Source organism: Eubacteriaceae bacterium ES3 (assembly GCA_030586155.1).
Classification (GTDB): domain Bacteria; phylum Bacillota; class Clostridia; order Eubacteriales; family Eubacteriaceae; genus Acetobacterium.
The window spans coordinates 2,629,049-2,647,900 of record CP130741.1 but is presented as its reverse complement, the minus strand read 5'-3'; the positions used below and the strand labels follow the sequence as shown (position 1 = coordinate 2,647,900).

Here is an 18,852-nt window from a genome sequence, read left to right as displayed (position 1 = left end):
TTTTAAGGAGGATGGAAATGAAAAAGAAATTAGGGATTGTTATGCTGGTGCTGATTATGGTTGTCGGTACGCTGGCAGGCTGTTCTTCAGGTGGAAGCTCTGAAGAAGAAACTGAAAAAGTAGTAGCCGGATTTATTTATGTTGGTCCAGTGGATGATGGTGGCTGGTCTCAGGTACATGATGAAGGTCGCGCTAAAATGGTAGAACATTTTAACGGTGAAGTGGAAACGATCATCAAGGAAAATGTAGCCGAAGAAAAAAGTGAAGTTGTTTCTACAATCAGAGACATGGTCGATCAGGGAGCAACTATTATTTTTGGAACCAGCTACGGATTTATGGAAGGGATGGCTGAAGCAGCTGAAGAATTCCCGGATGTAAAATTCGAACACTGCTCTGGTTACATGACTTCTGATAATATGGCAACCTATTTTGGTAAGATTGAAGAACCTCGATATTTATCAGGGATTGTTGCGGGAATGACAACCAGAACCAATAAAATTGCCTATGTAGCAGCGATGCCAATTCCTGAAGTTATTCGTGGAATTAATGCGTTTGCTTTAGGTGTTAAGTCAGTTAATCCGGATGCAGAAGTTTTAGTATCCTGGACTAATACCTGGTACGATCCGACAGCCGAAAAAGCAGCTGCAGAAGCGCTGATTCAGCAAGGTTGTGATGTAACCGCTCAGCATCAGGATTCAACAGCGACGATGGAAGCGGCTAAGGAAGCAGGCATTTATTCAATCGGTTATGACTTAAGCGCAGCTGAAACCATGCCGGAAGTTTACCTGACTGCACCACTTTGGGATTATAGCGGATATTATATCGATCGCGTCCAGGCAGTTATCGACGGTACATGGACAACTGGCTCTTATTGGGGTGGCATGAATGATGGTATTGTTTATCTGGACGATATGACTTCACTGGTATCAGGAGCAGCGATTGCTGAGGTTGAAACGGCAGAACAGGCGATTCGTTCAGGCGATCTGGTTATTTTTGCTGGTGAATTAAAAGATCAGTCTGGAACAGTTATTGTACCAGAAGGATCAGCTATGACAGACGAAGCCCAGCTTAGCATGGACTGGTTTGTTGACAATGTAGTTGGTACACTAGAGTAACAAAAGACTTTTTTCGGACAGAGTCCCTGGACTCTGTCCGCTCTATGTCAGGTAGGAGAAAAGATGAACAACGAGTATGTGGTAACGATGAAAAATATCACGAAATCTTTCGGGAAAGTCAAAGCCCTGGATCATGTGGAATTTTCTTTAAAGAAAGGTGAGGTCCATGCCATACTGGGAGAAAATGGTGCCGGCAAAAGTTCACTGATGAATGTTTTGTCAGGTATCTATATGCCGGATAGCGGAACCATTGAAATAAAGGACCAAAGCGTCAGAATACCAAACCCTAAAAGTGCATTGAGTATGGGGATTGGGATGCTGCCTCAACATTATAAACTGGTGGATGTGTTTACTGCCCTGGAAAATGTTGCAGCTGGCAGCCAGAAGATTACACCTTTTATGAATCGGAAGAAGATTTCAGATGAAATGGGGGAATTGAATAAAAGTTTTGGGATGGATATTGATTTGGCCAAGAAGGTTAGGGAAATGTCTGTGGCCGAAAAACAAAGCCTGGAAATTTTCAAAGTACTGTATCGTGGCGCGGATATTTTAATTCTCGATGAGCCTACGGCAGTATTAACCCCGCAAGAGATTGAAAATCTTTTTGGTATCATTAAAAAAATGGTAGCAAAGGGGTGTTCAGTGATCATAATCACGCATAAACTGGAAGAGGTTATGGCCATCAGCGATCGGATTACCATCATGCGAAAAGGCCGGACAGTACAGACTGTCAATAAAGAAGAAACAGATGCGCAGGAGCTGGCCGGTCTGATGGTCGGTGATGTGATGGAGCTTAATGTACCTTATGTTAAGGTTGAACGCGGCAGAAAGAGTCTTGAGGTAAAAGAGATTACTGCCTATGACCGAAATAAGGTTGCTGTTCTCAATAAGGTCAGTTTTGATATCCATGAAGGAGAGATCCTTGGGGTTGCAGGAATTGCCGGTAGCGGTCAAAAAGAGCTTTGTGAAGGGATTGCTGGTCTTTATCCCTTAAAATCAGGGGATATTCTGTTTAATGGGGAAAGTATTATGGGAAAAAATCCCGAAGCCATTCACGACTTGGGCGTCAGTTTGAGTTTTGTGCCGGAAGATCGATTGGGGATGGGCCTGGTTTCGTCCATGGATATCATTGATAACGTTCTTTTAAAAGATTATCGAAGTAACAAAGGATTAAGTATTTCCAAAACACAGTCCCGGGAAAAAGCTGAGAAACTGGTGGAAAAGCTCAATGTCGTAACACCGGCAATTGAAAATCATGCGGTTAGTCTTTTGTCTGGGGGAAATATTCAAAAAGTATTGTTAGGAAGAGAAATTCAGTTGAATCCCAAGTTGTTACTTACTGCCTACGCCACCAGAGGCTTGGATGTTGGTTCATCTCAGATTATATATGACCTTTTGAATGAACAGAAAAAGAAGATGAAACCAATTCTTTATGTTGGTGAAGACCTGGATGTATTAATGAGTCTGTGTGATCGGGTTTTAGTGCTTTGCGAAGGTCGGGTTACAGGGATTGTTGATCCAAAGGTCACAACCAAAGAAGCGATTGGCTTACTGATGTCAGGGGTTACGGAAGAAGGTGGACAGTAATGTATCATATTATTAAGAGAGACGAACCTAAGCCGCGGCAGAAGTTATTAATTAGGATTGGCTTTGTGTTAGCCGCCTTGGCAGTTTCTTCAATTTTTGTACTGTTTGCTAAGGCCAATCCGCTGGAACTCTATATTGGAATTGTTCAAGGCTGTTTCGGAAGTCTTTACCGATTTGCTGCAACAATTGAAAAAATGGTACCGCTTATGATTCTTTCTCTAGGGGTAATGGTTGCCTTTAAGATGCGGTTCTGGAACATTGGGGCGGAAGGTCAATTTTTGATGGGAGCCGTTGGTGCGGCTGCTGTTGTCAGATTTTTGCCTGATCTGCCGCTGCCGTTTATGCTTTTTTTAACCGCTTTGGCAGCCTTTGCTGCCGGCGCTGTTTGGCTTCTAATACCAGCTTTTTTTAAAGCTAATTTTGGAACTAATGAAACGCTCTTTACGCTGATGCTTAATTATATTGCCTTAACGATAGTGACAGCCCTGCAGTACGATTTCTGGAAAGATCCTGCAGCTAACGGGATGCCCAAGATCGCAAATTTCCCGGAAAACGCCTTGCTGCCGGAAACTCATGGTTTTAATTTAAGTGTCGTCTTTGCGGTTGTTATAGTTTTGGTCATGTATTATTTTATGAATCGCTCAAAAATTGGATTTGAAATAACAGTCCTGGGTGAGAGTGAAAACACTGCCCGTTATATCGGCATTAATGTCAAGAAAACAATTCTTACAGCAGCGGTAATAAGCGGTGGTCTTTGCGGATTAGTGGGGATGATTCAATCTACTGGCGTCAGTGGAACCTTAACCACTGAAATTACCGGTGGACTTGGATTTACAGCGATTATTGTTGCCTGGCTTTCAGGTTTAAAAGTTCCTTTTATTGTAATTAATTCGTTTGCCTTCGGAGTCCTCTTACAGGGAGCTTCTTACATTCAAACGGCTTTCCAGATACCCGGGTCGGTGGCAGAGATGATCCAGGGAACGATTCTATTTTTTATTCTGGCCAGTGAATTTATTATCCAGTATCAGATTGTATCTGATCGGCACAAAGAGGAGGTGGCCTGATGTTTCTATATTTCTTAAGTGCTTCAGTCAGAGCGGGAACCTGCCTGCTTTTTGCAACTCTTGGTGAGATTATATCGGAAAAAGTTGGGCATACCAATCTTGGGGTTGAAGGAATGATGCAAATGGGGGCAGTGATTGGTTTTATTGCCGGTTTTGTCTCAGGAAATCCTTATGTGGCAATTCTCTGCGCAGCTTTGGCGGGGATGGCTGGGGCGCTTATATACGCCCTCCTGACAGTGACCTTTAAAGCTAATCAGATTGTCACCGGTTTGACCTTGAGTATCTTTGGAACAGGATTTGCCACTTTTTTCGGGAAAAACTACATTGGGAAAAAAGTACCGGAAGCGATCACTAATTTTTTTGCACCAGTTCCATTTCCTGGGCTATCGAAAATACCGGTGCTTGGCGAAGTATTTTTTAATCAAAGTATTTATGTATATTTTTCCTACCTTTTAGTAGTTCTGGTTTTCATTTATCTCTATAAAACTAAATGGGGACTCCACACACGAATGGTTGGTGAAAATCCGGCAGCAGCTGATGCCAGTGGGATTTCGGTAGATCGATATAAATATTTTAATATCGCTCTCTCCGGTGCCTTGAGTGGTTTGGGCGGAGCCTTTCTATCCCTGGTTTATATCAGTATCCTGCCGGTAAACGTAGTTGGCGGACGCGGTTGGATAGCGGTAGCATTGGTTATCTTTGCGACGTGGAATCCTATTCGGGCAATGGTTGGGGCTTATTTTTTCGGAGCCCTCGATATTGCTGGTTACTGGCTGCAACAGTACAATCTGCCGGTTTCCATTTATCTTTTTGATGCCCTGCCATATCTGGCGACGGTATTTGTGCTGTTATTTACCTCGATGAAAAAAAGTGGCAACTCAAAAGAACCAGCCTGGCTGGGAAGAAACTATTTTAAGGAAGACAGATAACCCGCATCTTGCGGGTTTTCATTCATATTGTAATGTAATTGAACGAGAAAATTATCCTTATTGAGCGGACACTTGTCCTTGTTTGAGACTAAGGGCTTATGATATAATAGAGCCTAAGATTATGAAGGAGCTTTTTAATGAAGGAATTACTATGCGAAACAAGCAGCTCTCATCACTATCCCATTTTAATAGAAAAAGGGATAAAAGACCGGATTGCTTCGATGAAAACACTGTTTGCCCCTTACAATAAGGTGGTAATTATTACCGATAAAAATGTGGCTAAAAAATACCTGGCAGATATGGAAAGACAGGTGCGGGCTGCTGGTCCGAAAGTTTATAGTATTGTGATACCGGCTGGAGAAGAAAGTAAGTGTCTGAGTCAGGTTTCAGATATTTATGAAGAACTGGTTGAATGCAATGTAACCCGAAAAGATGCAATTCTAACCTTAGGCGGCGGTGTAGTTGGTGATTTGGGCGGTTTTTGTGCGGCCACTTATCTGCGTGGAATTGATTTTATCCAGGTGCCAACTTCTCTCCTGGCTCAGGTCGATAGCAGTGTGGGAGGAAAAGTTGGGATTGATCTGGATGCCGGAAAAAATCTGGTAGGTGCTTTTCATCAGCCGGAAGCGGTAATCATTGATCCTTTATTTTTAGACACGCTTGATGATCATTATCTGATGGACGGAATGGGCGAAGTCATAAAATATGGTTGTATTAAAAGTCAGAGTCTATTTGTCAAATTGATGGGTTATTCTTATCACGAGGATTTGATTGATGACATGGAAGAAATTATTGAAAAATGCTGTGCCATCAAAAAAACTGTTGTTGAAGCAGACGAACATGAACAGGGCCTTAGACGGATTTTAAATTTTGGGCATACGATTGGACATGTGGTCGAAACTTTCTATAAGTATAAAAAATATTCTCATGGACAAGGGGTTGCGATCGGCATGGCCGAGATTACCAGGAAAACTGAAGCTGAGGGGATCACCCAGGCTGGGACCTATGATCAAATTGTTGCCCTTCTGGAAAATTACGGGCTACCAACTAAGCTACCTAAAATGCCGCTTGAAAAAGTTCAGGAGATTCTGTTTACAGATAAAAAATTTGAAAACAATGCTTTGCACATTTGTGCGCTGGAAAAAATTGGAAAGGCTCAGATTGTTAAAATTCAAAAAGATCAGGCGATTGAGTTATTTCGCTAAAGAAAAGGAGCACAGATGAAAATATTAAAAATTGAGCCTCATAAGCTGACCGGTGTGATACAGATTCCACCGTCTAAAAGTGTTAGTCATCGGGCGATTATTTCTGCCGCTCTGGCAAAAGGGCGAAGTACCATCACAAATGTCTTGATGTCACAGGATATGATTGCGACCTGCAAAATCATGGAAAACTTTGGGGCTTCAATTGCCTATAAGGAAGAGGAAGACCATCGGTTCACATTAATAGTTGATGGCAATCCTGATGTACTATTAAAGCATAAAGAACTGGAGTGTAATGAATCGGGATCTACCCTGCGTTTTATTATTCCAATTGTTTTGCTGCAGGAAGAAGAAGCATTCATCACTGGTAAAGGTCGTTTGACAGAACGGCCGATGGAACCCTATTATAAAATTTTCGATGAAAAAGAGATTGTATGGTCACGACTCGAAGAAGGAAGTGAACTGCCCCTTTCCGTTAAAGGAAAACTTAAACCCGGTGTTTATTCATTGGATGGCGGTGTCAGTTCGCAATTTATTACGGGTCTGATGTTTGCTTTGCCCCTATTACCTGGCAATTCACGAATTCATTTAACCTCGTCACTTGAATCTAAACCCTATATTGATATCACCCTGGAAATACTGCAAAAATTTGGGATAGAAATAATCAATGATCGTTATCGCAATTTTTTAATTAAAGGCAATCAGAAGTATCAGGCCAGAGATTTTCGGGTTGAAGGTGACTTTTCCCAAGGCGCCTTTTGGATGGTTGCCGGCAGTATTGGCAATGAAATACGTTGTCGGGATTTGAATCTTAACTCAGCCCAGGGCGACAAGGTAATTGCTGAAATTATAAAAAAAATGGGCGGTCAGATTGATATTCTTGAAGAAGGGCTGCTGGTTGAACCGGCCAAGACAAAAGGAATCGTAATTGATGTCTCCCAGTGCCCGGATCTGGTTCCAATTTTGGCCGTTTTGGCATCTTTCAGCAAAGGTCAAACGCGGATTATCAATGGTGAGCGATTGCGGTTCAAGGAATCTGATCGTCTGATGGCAACTGCCGACTTTTTAAATAAATTAGGTGGCAAGGTAAAAGAAACAGAAGACGGCCTGATTATTGAGAATGTTGAGAACCTGACCGGCAACACGGTATCCAGTCATAATGACCATCGGATCGCTATGGCTGTAGCAATCGCTTCAATGATGTCAGAATCAGCTATTACGCTTTCCGGTGCGGATGCGGTGAATAAATCCTATCCTCATTTCTGGGATGACTTTAAATTCCTGGGAGGTGAGATTCATGAGCTCGATCTGGGGGAATAAATTCAAGGTTTCTTTATTCGGTGAATCACATGGTGAAGGAATTGGCGCGGTTATTGACGGGGTTCCTTCAGGTATTCCCATTGATCTTGAAGCAATCCAGTATGAACTAAATCGACGGGCTGCTAAAGGAAAAGAACTGGCTACACCGCGTAAAGAGGGCGATCAGATTAAAATCTTAAGTGGAGTATTTAATGGTCGGACAACGGGAACTCCGATTGCCGGAGTGATACTCAATGAAAATACCCGCTCGAAGGACTATGAGAAAACGAAAGATTTGATGCGTCCGGGTCACGCTGATTATACGGCCAGTATACGTTATGGTGGTTATCAGGATTATCGGGGTGGAGGACATTTTTCCGCTCGTGTTACAGCACCGCTGGTTTTTGCCGGAGCGGTTGCCAGACAGGTTTTAAAAGAGATGGCACCAAGCTTAAAAATCGGCAGTAGAATTATTTCTATTAAGGAAATAAAGGACCCCATTAGGCCGTCTATTTCTGATTATGAAGAGTTTGAAAGTTTAATCAAAAATCCTCTTTTTCCTGTTTTTACACAAGCATCTGAAGAACCGATGCTTGAACAAATCCGAAAGGCTAAAGCAGAGGAAGATTCGGTTGGTGGAATTATTGAAGGATTCGCAGTCAATATGTTGCCGGGATTGGGCGATCCCTTTTTTGAATCGGTAGAAAGCCGTTTGGCTGCTCTTCTTTTTTCAATACCAGCGGTTAAAGGTGTTAGCTTTGGACTGGGCTTTGATATAACCACCAAACAGGGGTCCCAAGTTAACGATGCATTTTCGATTAAAGAGAATCGGGTGCAGACTGAAACCAATTATAATGGTGGGATCAACGGAGGGATCAGTAATGGCATGCCAATCGTTTTCCAGGTGGCATTAAAACCCACACCCAGTATTGGAAAAGAACAAAAAACCATTAACCTGGCGACAATGGAAAATACGATGATGAAAATTGAAGGACGACATGATCCATGTGTAGTCTTAAGAGCCTTTCCGGTTGTAGAAGCGGCCTTATCTATATGTCTGGTAGATTTATTAATTTAGGAGGAAAAATGAGTTTGGAATCAATTCGCAAAAAGGTAGATGAAATTGATGATGAAATGCGCGTTCTCTTTGAAAAAAGAATGGACTGTGTAAGAGAAATCATTGAATATAAATACAAACATCAGGAAAATGTCTTTGATCCTGAACGGGAAGAGCAAGTACTGCAAGCTAATGCAGAAAAACTAAAAAATCAGGAATATAGACAAGCTTACGAAAAAGTCCTCAAGGAAATGATGGCGTCCAGTAAAGTCTTTCAAAAAGGCTGGTTAGCACAAAAAGAGGCGGAAAATTGACATGGATTTATCAATGTTTATTATTGTTCTGTTCATTGTAATTCCAGGTTATCTGATCGTGTCAAAGCTCAGTAAAAATTATTTTTCAGACAATCAGAAGCTGGAAGACGAGACAGAAAGACGATATGGTTTTAAAGAACTTGAAAAGAAAATTCAAGAAGAACGTCACAAAAGTGAGAAGAAATAAACAATATTCATATAAATGGCGATGAATTTGAGCGAAAAGTGCACAGTTTGCAAAACAACTAAAATTTAGCATAAAATTGCAAAAAAGACTTTTAAATTTGCGGACTTTTTTATATAATAGAAAAAATATCTAGATGGCAAGACTTCACGAAGTGCATGATATGAATGATAGAAAGTGGAAAGAGTAAATGAAAAAATTTAACAAAGTATTAATTGCCAATCGCGGCGAGATAGCGATAAGAATTATTAGAGCCTGCCAGGAGCTGGGAATCCATACTGTGGCGATTTACGCCCAGGAAGATCAGTTATCCCTGTTTCGAACCAAGGCAGATGAATCCTACCTGATTTCAGGAACAAACGGACCGGTAGAAGCTTATTTGGATATGGATAAGATTATTACCCTGGCCAAGAAAAAGGAAGTGGATGCAATTCACCCTGGTTACGGATTTTTAGCAGAAAATCCTATTTTTGCCAAAAAATGTGAAGAGGAAGGAATTGTCTTTATCGGTCCAACCCACGAGATGATGGAGAAAATGGGCGATAAGATTCAGTCTAAAATTGTGGCAAAAAGTGTTAATGTTCCCACAATTCCTGGGGTTGAAAAACCAATTACCTCTGATTCAGAGGCCATAGAATTTGCAGAAAAGGCCGGTTATCCGATAATTTTAAAAGCTGCAGCTGGCGGTGGCGGACGTGGTATGCGAATCGTACATTCAGAAAAAGACCTCTTAAAAGAGTTTCATTCAGCAACAAGTGAAGCAACTAAAGCTTTTGGTGATGGGACAATTTTTGTTGAAAAATATTTGGAAGAACCCAAGCATATCGAGGTTCAGATTCTCGGGGATAACTATGGTAACGTTGTTCATCTCTTTGAAAGAGATTGCTCAATTCAGAGACGGCACCAGAAAATTGTTGAGTTTACCCCTTCATTAAGCATTAATGATATGCAACGCCAGGCTATTTGCCAGGATGCCCTGAAGCTAGCCAAGTCTGTAAATTATAGAAATGCCGGAACGATTGAGTTTTTGGTTGATAAAAACGGAGACCATTACTTTATTGAAATGAACCCGCGAATTCAGGTTGAGCATACAGTTACCGAGCTGGTGACAGAAATTGATTTGGTTCAGTCCCAGATTCTTATCGCACAAGGCTTAGCCCTGGATTCTCCAGAAGTGGGAATCCCTTCTCAGGATGCTATTGTTTCGCGTGGAACTGCTATTCAGTGCCGAATTACGACAGAAGATCCTAACAATCATTTTATGCCTGATACTGGCCGCATTGATGTTTACCGGACCGGTAGCGGTTTTGGTATTCGATTGGATGGCGGTAATGGTTTTACAGGGGCTGAAATTACGCCATACTATGACAGTTTATTGGTTAAAAGTACTGCCTTTTCCAGAAATTTTGAAGATGCACGTCGAAAAGCGGTACGCGCCTTAAAAGAGATGGATATTGAAGGCGTACATACTAATAAGGACTTTTTAATTAACGTTTTGCAGCATCCTAAATTTATTGGTGGCGATTGCGATACTAAATTTATTGATGATCATCCGGAACTATTTAATATTGCTGACCAGGTAAGTGAAGAAAGCAATGTTCTGCGTTATTTGGGAAATATCATTGTTAACGAAACCTTTGGTAATAAACCGGACTTTGATGAACCCTATATTCCAGAATTAAAAGGCGGAGTACCGCAATCTGGAACAAAACAGATTTTGGATGAACAGGGACCAGATGGTCTGGTAAAATGGATTAAAAGCCAGAATAAGCTACTTTTATGTGATACAACCCTGCGTGATGCTCATCAGTCGATTGCAGCCACCCGAGTCAGAAGCCGTGACATGATTAAAATTGCCCGACAGACTGCTGAGCTGGTACCTGATTTATATGCTCTTGAAATGTGGGGGGGAGCAACCTATGACGTTGCCTATCGATTCCTGAAAGAATCGCCATGGCGACGACTGGATGAGCTAAGAGAACGGATTCCTAATGTTTTATTCCAGATGCTACTGCGGGGAGCGAACGCAGTTGGTTACAAGAACTACCCGGATAACGTGATTCGAGCCTTTGTTCAACAGGCAGCTAAAAGCGGAATCGATGTATTTAGAATCTTTGACTCTTTAAACTGGATGGAAGGGATGAAAATTTCCATCGAAGAAGTACTAAAAACCGACAAAGTAGCAGAAGTTTCTATCTGCTATACGGGTGATATATTAGATAGTTCAAAAACAAAATACAATCTGGACTATTATGTGCGAATGGCTAAAGAAATTGAAAAAACCGGAGCACATATCCTGGCCATTAAAGATATGTCTGGGCTATTAAAACCTATTGCTGCAAAAAAACTGGTGGAAGCCTTAAAACAGGAAACTAAAATGCCAATTCATCTCCATACTCACGATACAACCGGGAATGGTGTGGCAACGGTTCTGTTTGGAAGTCTGGCTGGAGCTGATATTGCTGATGCAGCCTTGAATGGTGTCAGTGGTTTAACTTCACAACCGGCACTTAACTCGATTGTGGCGGCCCTGAAGAATACCGATCGAGATTCAATGCTCGATGAAGACAGTCTTCAGATTTTATCAGATTACTGGGGAACAACTCGTCAGGTATACGGTCAGTTTGAATCGGAACTAAAATCTGGTTCCACAGAAATCTACAAGTATGAGATTCCAGGTGGACAGTATTCTAACCTAAGGGCACAGGTTGAAAGCTTTGGCCTGGGTCATAAGTTCAGAGAAGTTAAGGATAAATATCTGGAAGCTAATCTGATGCTGGGCGATATTGTTAAAGTTACACCTTCTTCTAAAACTGTGGGAGATTTATCTATCTTTATGGTGCAGAATGAACTGACAGCGGAAAATATCAAAACTAAAGGTAAAGATCTGGCCTATCCTGACTCAGTAGTTGATTATTTTAAAGGAATGATCGGTCAGCCGGAAGGTGGCTTTGATAAGGAACTTCAGAATATTGTTTTAAAAGGCGTTGAACCAATTACTGTAAGACCGGGAACCCTCCTGCCAGATGAAGATTTTGATGCAATTAAAAAACAGTATCTGGATGAATATAATTATGAATTGGATGACAGAGAAGTTCTAAGTGTAGCGCTTTATCCAAAAGTAATGAAGGATTATGTAGAATTCTTACAGGATTTTGGCGATTTCATGCGAATGGATAGTCATACTTTCTTCTTTGGTCTTAAAAAGGGTGAATTAGCCGAGGTTGAAATGTCTGAAGGTCGACGTTTCTTAATCAAACTGGTAAATGTGGGGATGCCTAATGATGAGGGGATGTGCCCAGTAATGTTTGAAGTGGATGGTTTCAGACGGGAAATTTATGTTGAGGATAAACGCAGTCTGACAGCAAAACAGAAAACGACTATGTTAAAAGCGGATCCCAAGAATAATAAACAGGTTGGTTCGGCTATCCCAGGAACAGTTTTAAAAGTTCTGGTGAACGAAGGTGATGAAGTAAAAACCAATCAGGCTCTGGTAATCGTAGAAGCCATGAAGATGGAAACTGAGATGGTTGCAGCCGGAGACGGAGTAGTAAAACGAATTTATGTATCAGAAGGTCAGAGTGTTCAGACCGGTGAATTGATTGTAGAACTGGACTAGGATTTAAACAAAATTCTGATTAGAGTTAAGACTTATTTTCTCCAAAGAGTCAGCTGCTATAGCTGACTCTTTTCTTTATGCAACTTCTAAGATGCGTAATTAAGTAAAATTTGGGTTTATAACAGGATTTTTATAGTTGACATGATAGTTATGAATTAATATAATAAATATTAATTGAATATGGAATGAATAATTACTGAATTTTACTTTTCTAAACCTAACAGGCATGAAAAGTAAAACGTTAGGGTTTTGCCGGAAACAGCAGGATCTCCCACATTGGAAAGGTAAACGTTTAGATCTGAGGAATAATTTGTGGGTTTAGCTTGTCTAAACTTTTTTATTTTTTGGACGTTCTTTCTGCCGTTGGGATAATTGTTTGTCTCAAAAAGAATTTGGAGGAAAGAATGAAAAGGTATTTATTAGTATTGGTAATGGTAATGGCATTAGTATTTTCTTTTGCCGGATGTAGTTCACAAGATGCAGAAACGGCCAGTGATGACACGACTGCAACAACAGAAACAACAGCTGATGATACAACTGCAGCAGAGGAAAGCTCTGATTCGAGTCAGGCAAGTACAGCTGAATTTACAATTGCCCTGGAGGGTGTTGATGGCATGACTGAGTTTACTCAGGCAGACCTTGCAGATCTTTCACTGGTAGAGCAGACTATTATCTTAACCAAAAAAGATGGAACAGAATCAGGCGGAACCTTTGAGGGATATTTATTAAAAGATGTCATTGCAACTCTGGGGATTACTGATTATACTGCTATTACAATGGAAGCTTCAGACGGATATACTAAAGATTATGAGCCAGCAACAGTTGAAGCTGAGGATTCATTATTGACGGTTTCGCTCGATGGTGAAGCATTAATCAGTGTTGTGACTGGAAGCAAAGGTGCAGGCTCTTGGGTTCAGGGGCTTTCAAAAATGACTGTAGTAAAATAATTTAATTTAGAAAGGATGCAAAGCAATTTGCCTCCTTTCTTTTCGTGTCTTAAAAGGCTTTATCGAGCATAAAAATTTTCAAGTTCTCTTTTATCTGCAACTGTGGTTTAAACGAGTTGTTTAGCTAAAAGAAGAACAGAATTTTAGCAGGTAGAGCCTATTTTTAAATGAGGTGAAACGTCTTTGTATAAAAATGAGACATGATGGAGAAAAGGTAACGGTGATGGACAAAAATAAGAAAAAATGGATTCTGCCGATTGTGATTCTTGTTTTGGCGATTTCATCGGCAGTACTGATTGGAATTAACAAAAATCAGACGGAAGAGCGCTTAGCCTCCTTAGGGCAAGAAACTGTAATTATAACCGTCGGTGATCTTACTTTGGCCCAGTTGCAGTTAGAAGATATAAAGGCAATGCCAAAGGTTTTGATCGATGAAGGATTAAATACCAGTACAGGCCAGGAAGATGTTGTTTTCGGCGGCGTCTTGTTAAAAGATGCTCTTGATAGGGCAGGTTTTGACTACGAATCCTATCAGGCGGTTACCTACAAAGCCCTTGACGGATATGTTTCGGCTGGTACTACGGAAGAAATAGAGGCTGATAAGGTTTATTTAATCTATGAGCGTGATGGGATTGAGAATACCGACAAATCTTCGGGAGGAACAGGCCCAATGGAAATTGTTATCACAGGTGAAACCTTTAGTTTAAGAAATTGCAAATTCTTAATGGAGATTAGCTTTGAATAAAGTCATTCAAATGAGGGGGCAGAAATGAAAGTAATATCTGTCAGGGGCTTGACCCTTTCAGGAAAAACGACAGTGGTTGAAACAATTATTGGTGGCTTAAGAAAGCGGGGCTACTCGGTTGGTTCGGTAAAAGAAATTCATTATGAAGAATTTGAAATCGATCAGGCCGGAACCAATACCTTTCGCCATAGGCAGGCTGGATCCCAGTTGGTGACGGCTTTGGGAATGTATGAAACAGATATTTTATATCAGGAAAAACTGCCGATTCGCCAGGTGCTTTCACATTATGATTATGACTATGTGATTTTAGAAGGGGTTAATGATCCGGCAATCCCTAAAATTGTGACCGGTCACGATTTTAAAGGTCTTGACGAACGATGGGACGAAACGGTTTTTGCCTTTTCTGGAGTACTGGCAGAAAACTACGATGAATACAAGGGGATTAAAATTGTAAATTGCCTAAAGGATCCCAATTATCTGGTAGATTTGGTACAGGAAAACGCTTTTGAATTACTGCCAGGTTATTCAAAGAAATGCTGCGGCCTTTGCAATACCGATTGTGCCGGTTTCTGTCAAAAAATTGTAGCGAAGGAAGTCAAACGAAGTGATTGCCCGCTCAAAAATGATGGGGTAAGTTTAAAAATCAACGATCAAAATGTTGTGATGGTGCCTTTTGTGCAGAAACTGATCCGAAATGCTGTCCTTAGTGTGGTGTCAGAACTGGAAGGTTACCAGACAGATGCCGATATTAAGATCCATATCGGAAACTTAAATAATGATGAATAAAACAGTGATGCAGGCTTACGAATCCGGATCATATTCAACACTGAAAAAGTATAACAGTAAAAAAAATCAGGTTTCTTTAATTCACCTGGTAAAAGACGACTGGGATTGTCGCGCGATTATGAAAGAATTTGCAAGTCTTAAAGGGCTGGAACAGGAATTAAAAACGCTTAATGCTTTAAATGATAAAAAAATTAAGACAGTCAAATTTTATGGTCGCAATCAAAATGTATTGCTCTACGAATATATTAATGCCAGAACGCTTTGCGAATTTTTAGAAGAAGTAGAGCCGCAAAATGAAGAAATAGTGTTTAAGAATAGTGCTTTTATTGCTCAAGATATCCTGTTACCCTTTACAAAAGTGATTGACTTGTTGGAATCTTTTCATGTAGAGACTGGACTGGCCTTTTATGACATTAATCTTCGAAATTTTTTACTATACCAGGATAGTGTCGTTGCGATTGACTTTGAAGATACGAGAGAAGAAGATTTCTCTGTGGATTTTGGGCGGTTTTTAGCGTTTATTTTAACCTATGCACCAAGCAATACGAAATGGAAGAAGACCTTGGTCAAGGATTTGGAAATATATATTAAAGCAAATATTGATGTCGAATTTGAGAGTGTGATAAGGGCCAGGGAAAAAGAGCTGGCAAACATCAAAAAAAGGAGGTCTGGATATGAAAAAGGTATTTGAAAAGCTGACTTTATTGGATTTAGTGACTATTTCAATGATGGCGGCACTGGGAATTGCCGTAAAAGTGGTCTTAGTTCCCCTGGTTCATATCATTACCGGGCCGCTTTTCATTCCGGGAGGATCAATTTCCGGAGGAATCTATATGCTGTTCATTGTTCTGGCGGCATTGCTGGTCAGAAAAACCGGGGCAGCATTACTGGTCTGTCTAATACAGACTATTTTAGTTATTATTACAGGAACAATGGGTTCGCATGGAATTATGAGTATCGTTACCTATCTGATGCCGGGGATTGGCGTAGAACTGCTTTATTTGATTCTGGGAAAATATAAATATACAAAAGGTGCTAGCTTTGGGGCAGGGGTTATAGCCAATGTTCTGGGCAGCTTTGGTGTAAACTTTGTGTTTTTCAGATTACCCCTAGTTCCCCTCTTACTGACATTGTGCCTGGCCTCTTTATCCGGTGGATTGGGAGGTTTGCTGGCCTATGCTATCGCAAGTCAGTTGAAAAAATTTGGCTATTTTAAAGATCAGGAAATTGTGGCGGAAGATGATATTCGATTAAGTGGTGATCCTGAGGAAGAAAATGAGATCGCAAAAAAGGACTAGGACGGGTGGAACAGGAAAATAGCAAGGGGGGATTATCATCAATGTAATTGAAGTTCGGGAATTATATTTTAGATATGCTGGAGAAAAAACGAATATCTTACATGATTTAAGTTTTGACTTAGAAGAAAATGAAATTCTGGCTATTGCCGGTCATTCCGGTTGCGGAAAAAGTACGCTTTGTCATATTCTTGCCGGAATTATTCCTAAAACGATTAAGGGACAAATCGAAGGACATATTGAACTCTCAGGACAGTCCATTTTTTCTTTGGATACGCCTCAATTAGCTAAAAATGTGGGGATTGTCTTTCAGGAGCCCGATAATCAGTTGTTTTCACCAACCATTGAAGCAGAAGTCGCTTTTGGGCCGGAAAATCTATGTATTGAGCGCCAAGAGACAGGCAAACGGATAGAAGAGATGCTTGACTTAGTAGGGATGAGTCGGTACCGATATGAATCTCCTAATAATCTTTCGGGTGGTCAAAAACAGTTAATTGCCCTTGCGTCGGTTTTGAGTATGAAACCAAAAATTTTGTTATTTGACGAAGCACTTTCACAGATTGATTATGAGGGGTGTGAAAGAATAAAAAAGGTAATTTTGCAATTAAAGAAAGAGGGTCATTCAATTTTGATGGCGGAGCATGATTTTGACAATATGGAAATTGCAGATCGTATTTTGGTTTTAAAAAATGGACGACTGAGTCCATACTCAGGGACTTTATAAAGTGAAAGATTATTGGGACTGAGAGGATGGATATGGAAGATTACATTAGACTTGAAAAAATCACCTATACATATCCTAAAGGAAAATTTGGCTTAAAAGAAATTGATCTAAGTCTGAAACGTGGAGAAATAACCTGTATTTCAGGTAATAACGGCTCTGGGAAAACGACTCTGGGTAAGCTGGTTATGGGAATATTTGTTCCTGATTCCGGGAAGATAACTATTGATAATGTAGATGGTAACGATTTAAAGTTGTGGCAGCGGGGATCAAAGATCGGATATGTTTTTCAGAATCCGGATCGTCAGCTTTTTGCAGTCACTGTTTTGGACGAAATAATCTTTCCTCTGGAAATAAAAGGGGTCGAAAAGAAAGTGGCGCTTAAAACGGCTGAAGCTCTGCTCGAGTGTTTTAAACTGACGCATTTAAAAGATAAAGTACCGATGCGTTTAAGCAGAGGTGAAAAACAGCGTTTAGTGCTGGCGGCAGTATTAGCTCAGCAACCGGGTTATCTAATCCTTGATGAACCGTCTTCTGGACTTGATCGGGATCGAAAAAATGAATTGTATCTGTTTCTTCAGGAGCTTAAAAATGATGGGACTGGTATTGCAGTAATTTCCCATGATCAGCAATTTATAAAAGATCAGGCTGATCGTGTGATTAAAATGGAAGATGGAAGGATTGTTGAGAATGGCTGCTAAACTGGATCCGAGAGCAAAAATTATTTTAGTGCTATGTCTTACCTCTATGGTTTTAATTGTCAATAATCTTTATTTTGTAATCGGGATCGGTTTAATCGCCATTGCTTGTGCACTTTTAATGGGCGTAAAATTACTGGCTTTAATAAGGCGATATCGAAGGATTCTAATCTTGCTTTTGACGATTTCACTAATTCAAAGTATTTTTACGCCTGATACAAATATCATTTTGGAGATTGGCAGTATACCGATTTTGACCCAAAAAGGGATTAATCTGGGTGTTCAAACCTTTATTCGAATGGTTGTGATTATGACATCAGGTGTGATTATGTCAACCTCTAATTATCGGGATACCATTCAGGCTCTGGTTCAGTGGAAAGTACCTTATAAAATTGCCTTTATGACGGCCTTATCGCTTCGATTTATTCCGATTTTTACCGAAGAATTTCAGGATTCAATCGTGGCCCTTCAGCTTAAGGGGGTTGATTTAAAAAAGATCCCAATCGGCAAAAAAACACAAATTTATGTTTACCTGATTACCCCGATTATTATGTCGTCTCTTAAACACGCTGAAGAAATTTCGATTGCAATGGAAGCCAGAGCTTTTGGCGCCTATGATCGGCGAGTGGAATATTTGGTGTTGACCTTAAAACCTTATGATTATGCGGTGATGATTGCTTCGGTTTTAATAAGTATTTTTTACGTTTCAATTGCAGTCTGAAATAGAGAAATAAATAGTTTTTAAAAAAGAATGGAGATATGAAATGAAAAAAAGATTATTGTTTTTAGGGCTCATGATGGTTGCTTTTTTATGTATTGGTTGCAGTGTGACCGATGCAGAAGGTTCGGGAGCTGATTTGGCTTTTTCGGGAAATGCCCAGCTGCGTGTACTTACTGCTGATGGTCAGGAATGGACGATTGATGAAAGTATCATGAATGAGGCAGCCTTAGTCAGTTTTGAAACCACTCAGGGAAAGAGTGGGGAAGATCCAGAGACCAACGTGCATACAGGGGTTCTATTAAAAGATATTCTTGTACAGGCGGGTGTAGATGTTGACGGAATCACCTCGATTCAGTGCACTTCATTTGACGGATTTTCAAAGGTTTATAGTAAAGAAGACCTGGACGATTCAGAAAAACTCTTTTTAACTTTTGAAATGGACGGAGAACTTTTAACTTATGAGGACCAGGATTGTTTCTATATTGTGGTAAAAAATGAGAGCTTTAAACAAAACTGGACCAAATATTTAATGGAAATCGAAATTTCTTAGATAATAAGACGAGGGAGAG

General features: G+C 40.4%; 19 protein-coding genes and 1 riboswitch. All 19 genes read left to right on the top strand.

The features are described from left to right. Positions 1–17: 17 nt before the first annotated feature. The 19 genes from Q5O24_12160 to Q5O24_12070 all read left to right on the top strand — a co-directional run bounded on the left by Q5O24_12160 (position 18) and on the right by Q5O24_12070 (position 18,833). Positions 18–1,115: a BMP family ABC transporter substrate-binding protein gene (locus Q5O24_12160; protein WKY47108.1), complete on the top strand. Its 1,098-nt coding sequence runs from the start codon at positions 18–20 to the stop codon at positions 1,113–1,115. A gap of 63 nt (positions 1,116–1,178) precedes the next feature. After that, complete coding sequence (locus Q5O24_12155; protein ID WKY47107.1) at positions 1,179–2,702, top strand: ABC transporter ATP-binding protein; 1,524 nt, start codon at positions 1,179–1,181, stop codon at positions 2,700–2,702. After that, positions 2,702–3,766 carry an ABC transporter permease gene (locus Q5O24_12150; GenBank protein WKY47106.1) on the top strand — a complete coding sequence of 355 codons (1,065 nt, stop codon included), beginning with the start codon at positions 2,702–2,704 and terminating at the stop codon, positions 3,764–3,766. The genes Q5O24_12155 and Q5O24_12150 overlap by 1 nt, the downstream gene beginning before the upstream one ends. After that, positions 3,766–4,695 (top strand): ABC transporter permease, encoded by a 930-nt coding sequence (locus Q5O24_12145; protein ID WKY47105.1) that lies wholly within the window; start codon positions 3,766–3,768, stop codon positions 4,693–4,695. Before Q5O24_12150 ends, Q5O24_12145 begins: the two co-directional genes overlap by 1 nt. 137 nt (positions 4,696–4,832) lie before the next feature. Further along, positions 4,833–5,900: a 3-dehydroquinate synthase gene (gene aroB / locus Q5O24_12140; protein ID WKY47104.1), complete on the top strand. Its 1,068-nt coding sequence runs from the start codon at positions 4,833–4,835 to the stop codon at positions 5,898–5,900. Positions 5,901–5,915: 15 nt separating this feature from the next. Continuing rightward, complete coding sequence (gene aroA, locus Q5O24_12135) at positions 5,916–7,217, top strand: 3-phosphoshikimate 1-carboxyvinyltransferase (protein ID WKY47103.1); 1,302 nt, start codon at positions 5,916–5,918, stop codon at positions 7,215–7,217. After that, positions 7,195–8,274 (top strand): chorismate synthase, encoded by a 1,080-nt coding sequence (gene aroC / locus Q5O24_12130; GenBank protein WKY47102.1) that lies wholly within the window; start codon positions 7,195–7,197, stop codon positions 8,272–8,274. The genes aroA and aroC overlap by 23 nt, the downstream gene beginning before the upstream one ends. 8 nt (positions 8,275–8,282) lie before the next feature. Next, positions 8,283–8,567, top strand: coding sequence for a chorismate mutase (locus Q5O24_12125; protein WKY47101.1), 285 nt, complete (start codon positions 8,283–8,285; stop codon positions 8,565–8,567). Between the two features lie 13 nt (positions 8,568–8,580). Continuing rightward, complete coding sequence (locus Q5O24_12120; protein ID WKY47100.1) at positions 8,581–8,754, top strand: hypothetical protein; 174 nt, start codon at positions 8,581–8,583, stop codon at positions 8,752–8,754. 187 nt (positions 8,755–8,941) lie between these two features. Continuing rightward, the gene (locus Q5O24_12115) at positions 8,942–12,370 is read left to right on the top strand and encodes a pyruvate carboxylase (protein WKY47099.1); all 3,429 of its coding nucleotides are present in this window, start codon (positions 8,942–8,944) and stop codon (positions 12,368–12,370) included. Between the two features lie 184 nt (positions 12,371–12,554). After that, a riboswitch (molybdenum cofactor riboswitch) is annotated at positions 12,555–12,671 on the top strand. A 103-nt stretch (positions 12,672–12,774) separates the two neighbouring features. Further along, positions 12,775–13,317, top strand: coding sequence for a hypothetical protein (locus Q5O24_12110; protein ID WKY47098.1), 543 nt, complete (start codon positions 12,775–12,777; stop codon positions 13,315–13,317). A 193-nt stretch (positions 13,318–13,510) separates the two neighbouring features. Next, the gene (locus Q5O24_12105) at positions 13,511–14,062 is read left to right on the top strand and encodes a hypothetical protein (GenBank protein WKY47097.1); all 552 of its coding nucleotides are present in this window, start codon (positions 13,511–13,513) and stop codon (positions 14,060–14,062) included. Positions 14,063–14,086: 24 nt separating this feature from the next. After that, complete coding sequence (locus Q5O24_12100) at positions 14,087–14,848, top strand: molybdopterin-guanine dinucleotide biosynthesis protein MobB (GenBank protein ID WKY47096.1); 762 nt, start codon at positions 14,087–14,089, stop codon at positions 14,846–14,848. After that, a complete protein-coding gene (locus tag Q5O24_12095) occupies positions 14,838–15,539 on the top strand; it encodes a hypothetical protein (GenBank protein WKY47095.1) in 702 nt (233 codons plus the stop codon). Before Q5O24_12100 ends, Q5O24_12095 begins: the two co-directional genes overlap by 11 nt. Further along, entirely contained in the window at positions 15,523–16,146 is a 624-nt protein-coding gene (locus tag Q5O24_12090; GenBank protein WKY47094.1) for an ECF transporter S component, read from the top strand. The genes Q5O24_12095 and Q5O24_12090 overlap by 17 nt, the downstream gene beginning before the upstream one ends. Positions 16,147–16,240: 94 nt before the next feature. Further along, positions 16,241–16,867 carry an ABC transporter ATP-binding protein gene (locus Q5O24_12085; GenBank protein WKY49252.1) on the top strand — a complete coding sequence of 209 codons (627 nt, stop codon included), beginning with the start codon at positions 16,241–16,243 and terminating at the stop codon, positions 16,865–16,867. A 32-nt stretch (positions 16,868–16,899) separates the two neighbouring features. Then, entirely contained in the window at positions 16,900–17,565 is a 666-nt protein-coding gene (locus Q5O24_12080; protein ID WKY47093.1) for an ABC transporter ATP-binding protein, read from the top strand. Beyond that, positions 17,555–18,283: an energy-coupling factor transporter transmembrane component T gene (locus Q5O24_12075; GenBank protein ID WKY47092.1), complete on the top strand. Its 729-nt coding sequence runs from the start codon at positions 17,555–17,557 to the stop codon at positions 18,281–18,283. The genes Q5O24_12080 and Q5O24_12075 overlap by 11 nt, the downstream gene beginning before the upstream one ends. Before the next feature lie 43 nt (positions 18,284–18,326). Continuing rightward, positions 18,327–18,833, top strand: coding sequence for a hypothetical protein (locus Q5O24_12070; protein WKY47091.1), 507 nt, complete (start codon positions 18,327–18,329; stop codon positions 18,831–18,833). Positions 18,834–18,852: the final 19 nt, after the last annotated feature.

What these genes read in the sequence shown, in the direction of transcription:
- Q5O24_12160 (WKY47108.1), top strand. Translation starts at nt 18, where the DNA reads ATGAAAAAGAAATTAGGGATTGTTATGCTGGTGCTGATTATGGTTGTC.
- Q5O24_12155 (WKY47107.1), top strand. Translation starts at nt 1,179, where the DNA reads ATGAACAACGAGTATGTGGTAACGATGAAAAATATCACGAAATCTTTC.
- Q5O24_12150 (WKY47106.1), top strand. Translation starts at nt 2,702, where the DNA reads ATGTATCATATTATTAAGAGAGACGAACCTAAGCCGCGGCAGAAGTTA.
- Q5O24_12145 (WKY47105.1), top strand. Translation starts at nt 3,766, where the DNA reads ATGTTTCTATATTTCTTAAGTGCTTCAGTCAGAGCGGGAACCTGCCTG.
- aroB (WKY47104.1), top strand. Translation starts at nt 4,833, where the DNA reads ATGAAGGAATTACTATGCGAAACAAGCAGCTCTCATCACTATCCCATT.
- aroA (WKY47103.1), top strand. Translation starts at nt 5,916, where the DNA reads ATGAAAATATTAAAAATTGAGCCTCATAAGCTGACCGGTGTGATACAG.
- aroC (WKY47102.1), top strand. Translation starts at nt 7,195, where the DNA reads ATGAGCTCGATCTGGGGGAATAAATTCAAGGTTTCTTTATTCGGTGAA.
- Q5O24_12125 (WKY47101.1), top strand. Translation starts at nt 8,283, where the DNA reads ATGAGTTTGGAATCAATTCGCAAAAAGGTAGATGAAATTGATGATGAA.
- Q5O24_12120 (WKY47100.1), top strand. Translation starts at nt 8,581, where the DNA reads ATGTTTATTATTGTTCTGTTCATTGTAATTCCAGGTTATCTGATCGTG.
- Q5O24_12115 (WKY47099.1), top strand. Translation starts at nt 8,942, where the DNA reads ATGAAAAAATTTAACAAAGTATTAATTGCCAATCGCGGCGAGATAGCG.
- Q5O24_12110 (WKY47098.1), top strand. Translation starts at nt 12,775, where the DNA reads ATGAAAAGGTATTTATTAGTATTGGTAATGGTAATGGCATTAGTATTT.
- Q5O24_12105 (WKY47097.1), top strand. Translation starts at nt 13,511, where the DNA reads ATGAGACATGATGGAGAAAAGGTAACGGTGATGGACAAAAATAAGAAA.
- Q5O24_12100 (WKY47096.1), top strand. Translation starts at nt 14,087, where the DNA reads ATGAAAGTAATATCTGTCAGGGGCTTGACCCTTTCAGGAAAAACGACA.
- Q5O24_12095 (WKY47095.1), top strand. Translation starts at nt 14,838, where the DNA reads ATGATGAATAAAACAGTGATGCAGGCTTACGAATCCGGATCATATTCA.
- Q5O24_12090 (WKY47094.1), top strand. Translation starts at nt 15,523, where the DNA reads ATGAAAAAGGTATTTGAAAAGCTGACTTTATTGGATTTAGTGACTATT.
- Q5O24_12080 (WKY47093.1), top strand. Translation starts at nt 16,900, where the DNA reads ATGGAAGATTACATTAGACTTGAAAAAATCACCTATACATATCCTAAA.
- Q5O24_12075 (WKY47092.1), top strand. Translation starts at nt 17,555, where the DNA reads ATGGCTGCTAAACTGGATCCGAGAGCAAAAATTATTTTAGTGCTATGT.
- Q5O24_12070 (WKY47091.1), top strand. Translation starts at nt 18,327, where the DNA reads ATGAAAAAAAGATTATTGTTTTTAGGGCTCATGATGGTTGCTTTTTTA.